At 36.2% G+C, this 11991-nt stretch carries 14 protein-coding genes, 1 tRNA gene and 2 pseudogenes; 10 read left to right on the top strand and 7 right to left on the bottom strand.

The features are described 5' to 3' along the window. Both AC4D4A_RS19175 and AC4D4A_RS19170 read left to right on the top strand, forming a co-directional pair. Positions 1-311, top strand: a pseudogene (locus AC4D4A_RS19175) (steroid 3-ketoacyl-CoA thiolase); the annotation flags it as partial. Beyond that, positions 311-1090 carry an enoyl-CoA hydratase/isomerase family protein gene (locus tag AC4D4A_RS19170; protein WP_490997300.1) on the top strand — a complete coding sequence of 260 codons (780 nt, stop codon included), beginning with the start codon at positions 311-313 and terminating at the stop codon, positions 1088-1090. The pseudogene AC4D4A_RS19175 and the gene AC4D4A_RS19170, both read left to right, overlap by 1 nt. Before the next feature lie 94 nt (positions 1091-1184). Here the strand turns inward: AC4D4A_RS19170 and AC4D4A_RS19165 are convergent, their stop codons facing one another. Further along, positions 1185-1658 carry a hypothetical protein gene (locus AC4D4A_RS19165; RefSeq protein WP_490997299.1) on the bottom strand — a complete coding sequence of 158 codons (474 nt, stop codon included), beginning with the start codon at positions 1656-1658 and terminating at the stop codon, positions 1185-1187. Between the two features lie 114 nt (positions 1659-1772). On the opposite strand from AC4D4A_RS19165, the gene AC4D4A_RS19160 reads away from it, so the two are divergent. After that, complete coding sequence (locus AC4D4A_RS19160; protein ID WP_490997298.1) at positions 1773-1970, top strand: YwbE family protein; 198 nt, start codon at positions 1773-1775, stop codon at positions 1968-1970. A gap of 79 nt (positions 1971-2049) precedes the next feature. On the opposite strand, the gene AC4D4A_RS19155 is transcribed toward AC4D4A_RS19160, so the two are convergent. After that, complete coding sequence (locus AC4D4A_RS19155; protein WP_490997297.1) at positions 2050-2787, bottom strand: YqcI/YcgG family protein; 738 nt, start codon at positions 2785-2787, stop codon at positions 2050-2052. A gap of 187 nt (positions 2788-2974) precedes the next feature. Further along, entirely contained in the window at positions 2975-3472 is a 498-nt protein-coding gene (locus tag AC4D4A_RS19150; protein ID WP_490997296.1) for a cupin domain-containing protein, read from the bottom strand. A gap of 440 nt (positions 3473-3912) precedes the next feature. On the opposite strand from AC4D4A_RS19150, the gene AC4D4A_RS19145 reads away from it, so the two are divergent. The 3 genes from AC4D4A_RS19145 to AC4D4A_RS19135 all read left to right on the top strand — a co-directional run bounded on the left by AC4D4A_RS19145 (position 3913) and on the right by AC4D4A_RS19135 (position 6711). Continuing rightward, the gene (locus AC4D4A_RS19145) at positions 3913-4443 is read left to right on the top strand and encodes an HD domain-containing protein (RefSeq protein ID WP_490997295.1); all 531 of its coding nucleotides are present in this window, start codon (positions 3913-3915) and stop codon (positions 4441-4443) included. Positions 4444-4626: 183 nt separating this feature from the next. Continuing rightward, positions 4627-5433: a formate/nitrite transporter family protein gene (locus tag AC4D4A_RS19140; RefSeq protein WP_490997294.1), complete on the top strand. Its 807-nt coding sequence runs from the start codon at positions 4627-4629 to the stop codon at positions 5431-5433. Between the two features lie 453 nt (positions 5434-5886). Further along, on the top strand, positions 5887-6711 hold the full coding sequence (locus AC4D4A_RS19135) for a hypothetical protein (protein ID WP_490997293.1): 825 nt from the start codon (positions 5887-5889) through the stop codon (positions 6709-6711). Between the two features lie 195 nt (positions 6712-6906). Here AC4D4A_RS19135 and AC4D4A_RS19130 read toward each other — a convergent pair whose 3' ends face one another. After that, positions 6907-7113, bottom strand: coding sequence for a hypothetical protein (locus AC4D4A_RS19130; RefSeq protein ID WP_490997292.1), 207 nt, complete (start codon positions 7111-7113; stop codon positions 6907-6909). A gap of 139 nt (positions 7114-7252) precedes the next feature. Between AC4D4A_RS19130 and AC4D4A_RS19125 the strand changes: the two genes are divergently transcribed. Further along, positions 7253-7768, top strand: coding sequence for a GNAT family N-acetyltransferase (locus AC4D4A_RS19125; protein WP_490997291.1), 516 nt, complete (start codon positions 7253-7255; stop codon positions 7766-7768). A gap of 64 nt (positions 7769-7832) precedes the next feature. Here AC4D4A_RS19125 and AC4D4A_RS19120 read toward each other — a convergent pair whose 3' ends face one another. Continuing rightward, a complete protein-coding gene (locus AC4D4A_RS19120; RefSeq protein WP_490997290.1) occupies positions 7833-8438 on the bottom strand; it encodes a hypothetical protein in 606 nt (201 codons plus the stop codon). A 215-nt stretch (positions 8439-8653) separates the two neighbouring features. On the opposite strand from AC4D4A_RS19120, the gene AC4D4A_RS19115 reads away from it, so the two are divergent. Then, complete coding sequence (locus AC4D4A_RS19115; RefSeq protein WP_490997289.1) at positions 8654-8833, top strand: hypothetical protein; 180 nt, start codon at positions 8654-8656, stop codon at positions 8831-8833. A 172-nt stretch (positions 8834-9005) separates the two neighbouring features. Beyond that, a pseudogene (locus AC4D4A_RS19110) lies at positions 9006-9194 on the top strand (AAA family ATPase); the annotation flags it as partial. 265 nt (positions 9195-9459) lie between these two features. Here AC4D4A_RS19110 and AC4D4A_RS19105 read toward each other — a convergent pair. Further along, a tRNA-Ala gene (locus AC4D4A_RS19105) sits at positions 9460-9531 on the bottom strand. Positions 9532-9697: 166 nt separating this feature from the next. Further along, on the bottom strand, positions 9698-10393 hold the full coding sequence (locus AC4D4A_RS19100; RefSeq protein WP_490997288.1) for an MgtC/SapB family protein: 696 nt from the start codon (positions 10391-10393) through the stop codon (positions 9698-9700). 121 nt (positions 10394-10514) lie between these two features. On the opposite strand from AC4D4A_RS19100, the gene AC4D4A_RS19095 reads away from it, so the two are divergent. After that, a complete protein-coding gene (locus AC4D4A_RS19095) occupies positions 10515-11420 on the top strand; it encodes a DMT family transporter (RefSeq protein ID WP_490997287.1) in 906 nt (301 codons plus the stop codon). Positions 11421-11991 lie beyond the last annotated feature (571 nt).

Genomic DNA, 11991 nt, shown 5'->3' with positions numbered 1-11991 from the left:
TTATCCCGGCAACACAAAAGGTATTGGATAAGGCAGGTCTTTCCATTAATGATATCGATATTTTTGAAGTGAATGAAGCCTTTGCTTCAGTTGTATTAGCATGGGCGAAAGAGCTGAAACCAGATATGGATAAAGTAAATCCAAATGGAGGAGCAATTGCATTGGGCCATCCTCTGGGTGCAAGCGGTGCTCGTATTATCGCTACTTTACTTAATGAATTGGAAAGAACAAACGGAAGATTTGGGCTTGCTACCATGTGTATCGGCTTTGGTCAGGCAATTGCCGTTATACTGGAAAGGGAGGTAGGATAATGGGGCAAAATTGTTTGTTGGAGGTAACAAATAGGGTGGCAATCATTACAATCAATCGACCTCCCCTAAATACATTGAGCAGAGATACATTATATGAGATTGGCACCTATTTGGATGATATCGAAAACAATCATACGATTAGAGCTATTATATTAACCGGAGCGGGAGAAAAATCTTTTTCAGCTGGTGCAGATGTAAATGAATTTGCAGATTTAGCGGATCCAGAAAAAGCGAGGGAAACGATTCAAGGAATGCATGATCTATTTAATCGAATTGAGTTTTTCTCCAAACCTATCATTGCAAGCATAAATGGTCGTGCGTTGGGTGGTGGGAATGAACTGCAAATGGCTTGCCACTTGGTAATAGCTGCAGACACAGCAGAGTTTGCCCTTCCGGAAATAAAGCTCGGAATTATGCCTGGCTATGGGGGCACTCAACGGCTGCCTAGATTGATTGGCCGCAGGCGGGCTCTTGAATTAATATTAAGCGGTGAAAAAATTTCGGCGATTAAAGCAATGGAGTATGGGTTGATCAACAAAGTTGTGCCTGCTAATATGCTGAAGTATGAAACATTAGCGATTGCAACCAATTTAGCTGAAGGACCGCCGCTTGCGGTTCAAGGGATTCTTGATTCTGTGAGGAGAGGGACAGAGGTTTCCTTAGAGGAAGGAATCTCAATTGAATTAGAAAATATGCTGAAAATAGCCCGTTCGGAAGATGCGATGGAGGGAATCAGTGCCTTCTTTATGAAGCGAAAGGCAGAGTTTTCAGGTAAATAATGAGGTAGTGTCTGAATACATGGTCTGGTTATTTGTAGGATTAAATAGGAACAGCCCACTGGATTATGAATGACCAATGGGCTGTTAGGTTCGTTTACTTTACTTTATGGAATCCTTCTTCCATTAAATAAGATTTGGCTTCATTGTAGGATGGGAATGTGCCATCTAGGTTTAAGCCAGCATATACATTCCACATATCCTCTTCTGCTATAACAGTAAGAGTATGTCCTTCGTTATTTCTCCAAGTTTCTTCTTCACCTTCTATATCGCCTGCATAATGTTCATACGGATCAGTAGATAGAAGCTCTATGGATTTAGCGATGATTGTTTCTAATTGCTCAGCGGAAAAATCCTTGATATTCACCAATCCCTTTTGACCCACACGGTACCCGGGAATACCTTCTGCATAAACGAAACCATTACCGTTTGGATGCAGGTGATAAACAACATTCGATTTATCTAATTTGCTTTCAGGATATTGATAGTTGATACGCCCAAGTGAAACATTTTTACGTTCGAGTTCCTTAAAAGACTCTATAATTGCAATTTTTTCTTCAAAAGTTAACATATTGCCTCCAAAAAAGTGGATTTTACTATTTGTCCATTATACCATTAGTGGATAGATTACGTTATTCTCAATGAATGTATTTATGGATCGAGATAAATAAGGGAGGTTAGAAAAATGAATAATGGAAAGAATCGCAGTGATATACGGGCAGGACTAGAAGTCGATATCGTGTTAAAGAAGGACCAGCGCTCAGGTGCATTAACTCGCGGTATCGTAAAAGATATTTTAACCAATTCAGCAACCCATCCGCATGGCATTAAAGTACGGTTAACGGACGGTCAGGTGGGACGGGTACAGCATATTATTAAATAATGTATCGAATCTTGAAGGCATGCAAGCTTCAACTCTATAAAAAAGAAGCTGATTCAATGATCAGCTTCTTTTTATATGATTATGAATCTTTATGGTGAAATGGACATTTCCCTGCGATTGGTTGTATATCATCGCCGATAAAGTATTGCTTCCATTCATTATGATTTGGATCTCCATAATGGCTGATATCCGGATGCTTAGGGAGCTGATCCCATTTCTCTACTCGTTCACGAACTTTCTCTCTGGACATGATCCCGCCTTTTTCAGTCCCTTCAAGTCCTTCAAATATCATTCGCGGTTGAAAGCCAAGAACTAAACTATTACCGAGGTCACGGGTTTTCCGTTGCTTGTAGGCAGGGCAATTGCCGAAGATAAAGAATGGTTCACCTGCAAAGTGAAAGTCCCAAAGGAAATGTTCAGGATCCTTCGGTTTATCCGCAGGCCAAAGCTTCGGATCATGCTCGTGTAAATACTGTAGAATTCTCCAAAAGTAATCTCTATAGTATGGGATATCGCGCTCCTCTTTTTCAGGTTCAACAAAAACAAATAATCCGTGTCTTATGTGAGGTGGCTCCTTAAATAGTTCCAGGAAGCTTTCTACTGCTTTTGGGAGAGAGGACCAATCATTATGAGTCATATACGCATAACGGAGCTCTCCTTTATTTTCCGCTTTCATCCCAAAGTAACATGGAAATGTTGGGTTTGTAACAATGTTATGAAATGTCTGGTATTCTTCTGTTACCCAGTTGGGTACGATTTGTGGATTGGTCATATCTTGTTTTTCTAATAAACTTAAATTTGTTTTTGTCTCCAGCATATAATAATTCCCCTATATATTCATTTTAGTAAGTTCTTTATTCCCTATTAATAGTCTTTGAAACATTTTGAAAGACAGTAAAATATTGTTTTGCAGAACATTAAAAATTCAGGGGATTAATCGCTGAATAATTTGAAGACGCGCTATCTTATCGAACGGCTTAAAATCTATATTTTCTCTAATGGTATTATACCTGCCACTCTTTCAATAAAGGGCCTTCCTTGCCAGTGATAGGATCGGTTTTCGGAATCGGTACCTTGCTAATATCCTCTAATACTTCAGGACGTTCATTTTCTTTCCCGTATTTAGTGTTATAGTCCATTCCATCTGGATAAGCTCCAACGACAGAAAAGTCAGAGCTGGTTCTAAGGCGTTTATGGCCGGTTCCGGCAGGAAGAATAATCACATCACCTGACTGAACATGAATCTCCCTTCCTGTTTCACCGCCAATCATAAGGGTGGCTTCACCACTAATGACCCCAAGTACCTCATGTGAATTACTGTGATAATGATGATAGTCAAATACCCCATTTGTCCAACTATTTAGCCATTGATTTTTATTAAATAGGCTTTCCATAGTGGATTTAGGGTTGTCTACAGCTTGATCATATAGAAGGACTGGTAAGTTTGGATTATTAGGTATCCTACCATCATCCTCGAAGAAAAAAGTTTGATACTGATTCATTTGTACTCCTCCTCCCTGTATACACAAAATTCCCTTTTTAGATGATGATAAACAAGTCCACCTGGATATTTTTGTATGGGGTTATTCGGAAATACTCGTGTTTTTTCTTAACTAGTATCTGCCCAACTGCGACTTTTGCCGTTTTTAAAGACATGGCATGAACATACAATAATGAATAATAACTTGGTCCATGTGACTATTTCGACAGCTGCCATGATTTTTCAGGATTAGCGACAATACCAGCCCTAAAGAGCAAAAGAATGAATGCGAATAAGGGGGTAAAGAAAGGCTGATTGTAAAATTTCGTTTAAAAGTACAGAAACAAGGTAATTTTATAGAATAATAAATTCCTTTTAAACAGTGAAGTATCCATGCTATAATGCACAAAAATATAAATTTATCTTTATAAATATACAAAAATAACCAGGGAGGGAGAACTTATGAGAGAAGTAACTTTACTTGATATATTTGAGCACCGCATTGCTCAAAAATATTTAAATCGTTCTGGCTTGGCACATGCAATTGCCGTTGCTTACCATGCCTTTCATTTAGCGAAAGAACAGAATATCGATGTGGATTCTGCAGCAAAAGCAGGTCTGCTCCATGACATTGGACATTTTACTTGGTACCGTAATGGTAAATGGGATTATGATTTATATAGAAAGAACGATATACATCCAATTAAGGGCGCTGAAAGAGCGCATAAATTATTAATAAGGCTCGGTGAAAATCCGGTTCAGGCGAAAACGATCTCCCTCGCAATTTTATTTCATACAGATTCCTTTTTACCTTCAAATGATATTGTTAGAACGCCTCTTCAACAGATTGTTAAATGGGCAGATGAAAAAGATGAAGAGGAAGGCGGCCTTCACCATTATCGGAAGATTGAGTATGAAAGAGCGAAAGCCAGTATTATAAAACTCGATTCCATGATTGATGAAGAATTAAAAGAACATAAAAAAACGATATAAATAAAATCCCCATCTGTAAAAAACGGAGGGGGTTTTTTAGTTAACATCATTAGAATTTGAATTATTCATAAAATGTTCTCTTTAAGCCTTTCTAAAATACGAATATAATAAACTTGGATAGATTGATAATTATTTCCATATGATGATGTGGAAGACGTATTACATAGATTGGAGAGAACATACATGGGTTTCAAAACTCCACAGGAAATTGCCATAGCAGCAGTAGAAGCAGGTGTGAAGAAGACCAGTTTACCTTTAACAAATTTATTACTATTGGGATTTTTGGGCGGTGCTTATATATCTGTGGGTTATTTACTATATATCCGAGTAACCGCAAGCTTGCCTGAAGACTGGGGGACCTTTGGAACATTTATTGGTGCATCTGTTTTCCCACTTGGACTTATTTTAATTTTAATTGCAGGCGGAGAATTATTGACTGGTAATATGATGGCAGTGCCAATGGCCTGGCTTGCCAAACGGATTCCTTTCTCACGATTAGTTCACAATTGGTTTTGGATTACGATTAGTAACTTCGCAGGCGCTATTTTTGTAGCTTATTTCTTTGGCCACTTAGGAGAGTTTACAGCCAGCGGTGTCTATCTCGAAAAAACGGTGGACGTGGCTGCTCATAAAATAGATGTTGATTTTTGGCCGGCCCTTATTTCGGGTGTTGGTTGTAACTGGCTTGTGGCATTAGGTGTTTGGCTTTCATACAGTGCCAACGATATTGCAGGAAAAATAGCAGGGATATGGTTTCCAATCATGGCATTTGTAGCAATTGGCTTTCAGCACGTAGTAGCGAATATGTTCGTGATTCCCGCAGCAATATTCGAAGGTTATTTTACCTGGATGGATTATTTTAATAACTTTGTACCTGTATTTTTAGGGAATGCCATAGGCGGATCTGTTCTTGTTGCTTTTGTTTATTGGAAATCTTATCAATCTTATATAAACCCTACCTCTGGGAAAATAAAATCGGAAAGTATGTAACAATTATGATAGGCAGTCGGTCTTTTCACTAAATGTAAGTATAATATTCCTATAAAATGTGCGAAAAACACTTAGATTCAATGAAATCCGAGTGTTTTTTATTTGGTTTGTTCATTATGGGTTAGATAATCAGCCGCTCAGCACCATCCCCATATTTATAAAAAGTGGAGTAGTATTACTGGATAAATGCTGTTGGTCTTTAGTACGACAAACGCATAAAATATCCGGGCAAGCTGTTATTTTATAGAGAAAAAAACTAATAAGTAATATAAAGAATAGTGATGTTATGTATCGATTAGCTTTATTTGTAAGGTAGATGATCAGTACTAGAAAAAAGATGCCCATGAGTGCTCCCTAACTTTATAGAGGAAAAGGTTAATAATGTCCTGTACGTAAAGCACGAGGAGATTTCCTCAAAGTTTTATACAGATCCTATCTTTTGATGGTAAAATAATGCAAAAGAAAGTGGGGCCTGCGATGATTCATTCGACAATAACCAGTTCTGGTCATTATACGAGTTTAAGAAAATTATTCGAAGAAACGATTAATGTGAGTCATATATCCGAACAATTAATTAGTTTTGATTGCAAGGAACCTATTTATAACATTTATGATTATATGACAAGCAGTGGCTATGATGTTGTTGGAATTAAAGTAGAAGGCATAATGGAAGGGTATATCGAAAAGGGCCAAATGAATCTGGCTTATTTTAAACCGGCAGATCTTGTTTCAAATACTACACCGCTTATCCAAGTGCTCAATTTATTTCGAGATAAAAAACGACTATTTATATTAGAAGGAAATACAATTACAAAATTAGTTACAATGGCAGATCTTCAAAAACCCCCTGTACGCATGTTGCTATTTGGAATCATTTCGTTGATGGAGATGCATTTTCTACACTTAGTAAAAAGTTTTTATCCAGGAAACAGTTGGGAAGAAAAAATAAGTGAAAATCGTCTGTTGGAAACAAAAAAATTGTATGGAAGTAGAAAAGAGAGAAATGAAGAAATCAGTTTAATGGATTGCCTCCAACTAAGTGATAAAAAAACTTTAATCGTGAAGCATAAGGAATTAAGAGGATTGTTACAATTTGATTCACGAGCTCAGGGGGAAAAATTCTTTGATGAAATCGTCTCATTAAGAAATAAGCTTGCGCATGCTCAAGATATCGTAACAGGAACAACCTGGAGAAATATTATTGATCTTATTGAACAAAGTGAACATCTATTGAAAATATGTGAAGCCTATCAATTAAAGGATAGAAAGAACCAGTAGGCAATAGCAGGAGATTGTAATGGTTTTTTCGAATTCTATAGTAGAACCATGCTTATTGGATTCCACCTAAACATGAAGAAAAAGGGCTAACAACATAGCGCCTTTTTCATGTTTGCAGTCAAGAATATTATTGTGTTGTTTAAACCTATGATGAACGTGGGAGTCAAGATAGCCTGTCTGCTATTTAAAAACAGTTCAATCTTCTTCACTCTGTCGGGCAGCCCATAGAACAATGGCTAATATAATAAACAATATTTCCATTAAAGGATCGTTTGTAACGGCTTTTAATAGCACTAAAAGGATGACCCCGTTTACAGGATTTTCGTCTGTCAGCATAATCACAATAATGTCCAGTAACGGGAGGGCGAAATCCAATATATTTAAGGCATTTTCAGATTCCATTCTTACAGTCCCTTCCGTTTTTTTATCATCGTATTCGAAATAAATGAAGAAGTGCGTTTTTGCAGAGACAAAGGGCGTAGGAAAAGAGCGTGGCAGGATACATATCCAAATAATTAGAAAACAAGTGGAGAGTGAAGACATGAGTATTGAATTGTTCAAGGCAGATCAAAAGGATGCAGCAGCTTTATTTGCTATCCAACGCAAATCGTTCATGCCTTTATTAGAAAAATATAAGGATTACGATACGAATCCTGCAAATGAAAAAATAGATCGGCTGATCATGCGATTGAACAATCCTAATGGTGTATTTTATAAAATTATGTTCAATAGGCAGCTAGTTGGTGCCATTAATATTCGATGGAGAGAAGGGACCGAAGAATATAAAATCAGTCCCATGTTCATTTCACCTGAATATCAGGGGATGGGAATTGCACAGGAAACAATAAAAATCATTGAAGATTATTATTGCAAAGCGAAAAGCTGGGAACTGGCCACGATAAAAGAAGAAGTACGGAATTGTCATCTATATGAAAAAATGGGTTATATAAAAACCGGTGAACTCCGAAAATTGAATGAGAATACAACGCTGATTTTCTATAAAAAGCTTATGGAAGAGCAAACAGTAGGTCATAAAAGTGAAGAAATAGAAAAATAATAGTGTGAATTTATTCATTCATGAAAAGAGCTGCCTTCATTGAGAAGACAGCTTGAATTTTGGTTTACTTATTCTTTTCTGTCTCATCTTCATCGGTTTGGATATCATCCGGATAAACGATGGTATCAAATACTTTGGAGGTTTCTTCGTTCTTAAGCTGGAAGGTAACCTTATAGTCATCTTCACTTACACCATTAAATAATTGATAGTACAGTGATTGATAAGCTAAATTGAAGAAGGCAAATCCGTCCATACTGCTGTTTTCATAAAGCTCCTGATTCATTTTAATTGTATACTCTGTAAACGATTTATTGTGTTCTATCTTTTTGATTGAAGGAAAGTCTTGATCGGCTTCTATTTCTTTAATGGAAGTGTCTATTGTATTTCCCATCTCTTTCAGCATTTCTTTATGCTTAGATTTGGACATTTTATATGTAACTGATCCATCGTCATTTACGATTACTTCTTTTACGCCGTCCTCTTTAGCTTCTTTTTTTAGTGTCTCCATATCTGTGTCTTCAAAAAATGAAGCAGGTAATGTCACTTCAACATTTACCAAGCCCTTATCGACATCCACATTATCGGATTTTTTATTTTCCTCATCCTTTGATGAGCAAGCAACCAGCATAATACTTAATATTAATAGAAAGAGCAGTTTAACATTTTTCATGAGGGACCCCCTAAGATGTATTAATCCATTATTAGCGTAACAAATTTAAAAGGTAGTATCTAACTATTCACCGAGAAATATATACTGAAAATTTTGGCAAATTATTTAATATAATGCTTATTTTAGGGATAGTAAATAGGTTGGATACACAAAAGCATTATAGGTAATACAAGAAAAACTTCTATGTTAGAATAATCACAAAGGAGGCAGATGCTATGAATACAGTTCCCTTAATAATTGCTGTTATTGCAGGTATTCTGTATGGATCCGTACGTTCCGTAAAAAATCAAAATAGTAAAGATGAATCTGCGAAGAAGGAAGCAGGCCTTTACTTACAAAGTATTGTGGTCTGTATCGCTGTATATTTAATAGTGAGCTTCATTCAGAGTATCTAAAGACTATACATATTCATTTAATGGCAGTAAGAGACAAAAAGTCGCTTTCCTAAATTTATAGGAGGCGACTTTTTTACTTGAATGATAAAGGGGAAATCGTTGAATATACAGAATTATTATTTTTATAAGAACTTTGTAGAGAAATAAAAAACATAATAGGGAATGAAATCACATGGAATCCAAATTAATTATTCTAAGAGGAAACTCCGGAAGTGGAAAATCAACCATTGCAAAAAGCATTCAAGATCAGTTAGGAAAAGGTACCCTGTTAGTTTCTCAAGATAATATTCGGCGTGAGATGTTGAAGGTTCAGGATAGAGAAGGGAATCTTTCGATTGATTTGATTCGTCAATTTGAAAAATGAAGTGAAAATAGCTAATCACTTGTCACATACGGATATAGTGGACATGATTTTAACTCAACTGCAAAAGTGATATTGAAAAGGAATGGGAAAAGTATCATGAGTATGTCAAATTACGTTATCGCGATGATACGGAATAAATATACACAAGAATCAACGATAATCAGGCGCCGAACAACTTGTGCAATAAATCCAGCCGATTCCTCGCAGAGAAGTCTCCTATAAAAAAGAAAAAACCCTTGCTACACAAGAGTTTCTCAGGTAATGGAGCTAAGGGGATTCGAACCCCTGACCTCTTCGCTGCCAGCGAAGCATTCTCCCGCTGAACTATAGCCCCATAATAAGTAATAAAATTATGTACAACCTTATTTTAACTAATTTAGTACGAATGTCAATCTTGTACGAAGTATTTTGCTGAATCTTCTAACTTAATCAAGCTATAACGCAGGGTAAAATAAGGAGCGGGAAAGAAACTGCCTATGCTTCTTTCCGACTCCTAATGATTAGGCATTTTCAATTTCAATGCTCATGACCCCATCGATAGTGGAAACGGAATAATAAACATCTGTAATTAGCCTTTTGCTGTCTATTGTGGTTCTTAAGCGGATTTGATGACTGTTAGTCAGATCTTTTATGCGAACAGACTTAATTGAAATCTCTTTTTGTTCAATTAAATTTATAATGGGCGCTATACTGTCTTTTTCTGCAATAATTAACTGGAGGTTTAATTCTTTTTCTCTAAACTTCTTTGGCCCGATATAATTAAATAACATGGGCAGCAATTCAACGCTGATGATTAACAAAACCACACCTGCGATAGCTTCCATATAAAAACCTGCGCCTACCGTAATCCCTATTCCGCCTGCTCCCCAAATTAATGCTGCTGTAGTTAAACCTGATATACTGTCATTGCCTCTCCTTAATATAACACCAGCTCCAATAAAACCAATCCCGGATACTATCTGAGCTGCAAGACGGAGCGGATCCATTGTTACTGTGACTCCATATGATGAACCTTTTGCATTATAAGCAGATTCAATAGAGACAATAGTTAATAAACAACTAACGATGGAGATTACTAGAGATGTTTTCAGACCAACAGGTTTTCTTTTGATTTCCCGTTCCAGTCCTATGATAAGCCCTAATACTGCTGATATGCATAATTTAATAATCATCTGTATATCAATTGAGAAATCCATTTTTGCTAACCTGCCTTTATAAGTTCTTCTATATAGAATAGAATATGAGACGGATGTGTTCCAGAATTATGAATTATGAATAATTATTTGTTTAAATTACAGTTAAAGGGTGGAATAATATATGACTCAGTCACTTTTTAAACCTTATCTTGCTATTGTTGTAGGAGTGATCGCTGTATCCTTCTCAGCGATACTTGTTCGCTATTCCGAAGCCGAGTCTGGTGTCATTGCTTTTTACCGCATGTTATTTTCCTGTTTAATTCTACTTCCGTACTTTTGTAAGGAGGCTGTTAAAGAGGTAGGAAGGATTAATAAAAAAGATTGGGTATTATGTGCAGCGGCCGGAGCGTTTCTTGCTTTTCATTTTATTTTTTGGTTTGAGTCTCTTCGGTACACTTCAGTGGCTAATTCAACTGTCCTAGTTACAATGCAGCCTATATTTGCTTTTTTAGGTACCTATTTTTTATTTAAGGAACGAGTATCTATCGGTGGAGTCGTAAGTATTATTGTGGCGATTTCAGGCAGTATATTGATTAGTGCCAGCGATTTTTCGCATAATAAGGGAGCTTTGTTCGGGGATGTACTTGCCTTAGTAGCTTGTGCTCTTGCAACAGCTTATTTCTTGATTGGACAAGTGGTACGGAAAAGAATGGGGTTAACTGCTTATACATTTATAGTATACGGTATTAGTGCAATCATATTATTGATCTATGTATTGGGGAGCGGCCAGGAGTTATTCGATTATCCTAAAAAAGAATGGTACCTATTTATCTTGCTAGCAATCATTCCTACATTGCTGGGACATTCACTGTTTAATTGGGCGATTGAATGGGTTAGTGCAACAAAAATATCGATGGCAATATTATTTGAACCAATAGGTGCGGCATTATTGGCGTACTTTTTATTTAATGAAAGCCTATCTGCTATACAATTGTTTGGTGCATCTTTAGTATTGGCGGGATTATCTTTATTTATATTAATGAATAGAAGAAGAGACACAATAAAGAATAGCGAAGTTACCTATTAATTAAATTGCAGGGCATCCAAAGAAGGATGTCTCTGTTTTTTCTAAATATAATTGGTGTTGAACTTACTCCCATTTTATTAGTGTGTTGTTGAAGGCATCGATTCTTATGAACATTAGGGGGCTTGCTTAGTGATCAGAATGTTAGGCAAACGCACACTGCTAATCTTAATGAAGAGTTGTATGTCAAAGTATTAGTTATATGTGATTTTTATGATGTTATGTAGAAATAATATAAAAAAGCGAAAAAAAGTTAAAAAAGTACTTGCATCCTAATAGTTGTCCATGATATATTAACTATCGTTCACTTCGTTGAACATTCGTAAAAAAAACTTTTTAAAAAAAGTTATTGACGAAAATAAGTTATTCTGATATATTATAAAAGTCGCTAACGCGAACGAGATAACAAGTTGAAACGAGTCAAAAAAACTTTTTAAAAAAGTTGTTGACAAAGAAAAGTTATCTTGATATAATATAAAAGTCGCTAAAACGACATGCAGATTGTTCTTTGAAAACTAAACAAAACGAAACGCCAAGCAAGTCTAAAAAACAAGAGATTTTTAAAATCTCGTCA

The organism is Pradoshia sp. Z5_111 (assembly GCF_058267535.1).
This window is presented reverse-complemented; position numbering and strand designations above follow the sequence as displayed.

What these genes read in the sequence shown, in the direction of transcription:
- AC4D4A_RS19125 (WP_490997291.1), top strand. Translation starts at nt 7,253, where the DNA reads ATGAGTATTGAATTGTTCAAGGCAGATCAAAAGGATGCAGCAGCTTTA.
- AC4D4A_RS19160 (WP_490997298.1), top strand. Translation starts at nt 1,773, where the DNA reads ATGAATAATGGAAAGAATCGCAGTGATATACGGGCAGGACTAGAAGTC.
- AC4D4A_RS19140 (WP_490997294.1), top strand. Translation starts at nt 4,627, where the DNA reads ATGGGTTTCAAAACTCCACAGGAAATTGCCATAGCAGCAGTAGAAGCA.
- AC4D4A_RS19155 (WP_490997297.1), bottom strand. Translation starts at nt 2,787, where the DNA reads ATGCTGGAGACAAAAACAAATTTAAGTTTATTAGAAAAACAAGATATG.
- AC4D4A_RS19145 (WP_490997295.1), top strand. Translation starts at nt 3,913, where the DNA reads ATGAGAGAAGTAACTTTACTTGATATATTTGAGCACCGCATTGCTCAA.
- AC4D4A_RS19115 (WP_490997289.1), top strand. Translation starts at nt 8,654, where the DNA reads ATGAATACAGTTCCCTTAATAATTGCTGTTATTGCAGGTATTCTGTAT.
- AC4D4A_RS19120 (WP_490997290.1), bottom strand. Translation starts at nt 8,438, where the DNA reads ATGAAAAATGTTAAACTGCTCTTTCTATTAATATTAAGTATTATGCTG.
- AC4D4A_RS19170 (WP_490997300.1), top strand. Translation starts at nt 311, where the DNA reads ATGGGGCAAAATTGTTTGTTGGAGGTAACAAATAGGGTGGCAATCATT.
- AC4D4A_RS19165 (WP_490997299.1), bottom strand. Translation starts at nt 1,658, where the DNA reads ATGTTAACTTTTGAAGAAAAAATTGCAATTATAGAGTCTTTTAAGGAA.
- AC4D4A_RS19135 (WP_490997293.1), top strand. Translation starts at nt 5,887, where the DNA reads ATGCAAAAGAAAGTGGGGCCTGCGATGATTCATTCGACAATAACCAGT.
- AC4D4A_RS19095 (WP_490997287.1), top strand. Translation starts at nt 10,515, where the DNA reads ATGACTCAGTCACTTTTTAAACCTTATCTTGCTATTGTTGTAGGAGTG.
- AC4D4A_RS19100 (WP_490997288.1), bottom strand. Translation starts at nt 10,393, where the DNA reads ATGGATTTCTCAATTGATATACAGATGATTATTAAATTATGCATATCA.
- AC4D4A_RS19130 (WP_490997292.1), bottom strand. Translation starts at nt 7,113, where the DNA reads ATGGAATCTGAAAATGCCTTAAATATATTGGATTTCGCCCTCCCGTTA.
- AC4D4A_RS19150 (WP_490997296.1), bottom strand. Translation starts at nt 3,472, where the DNA reads ATGAATCAGTATCAAACTTTTTTCTTCGAGGATGATGGTAGGATACCT.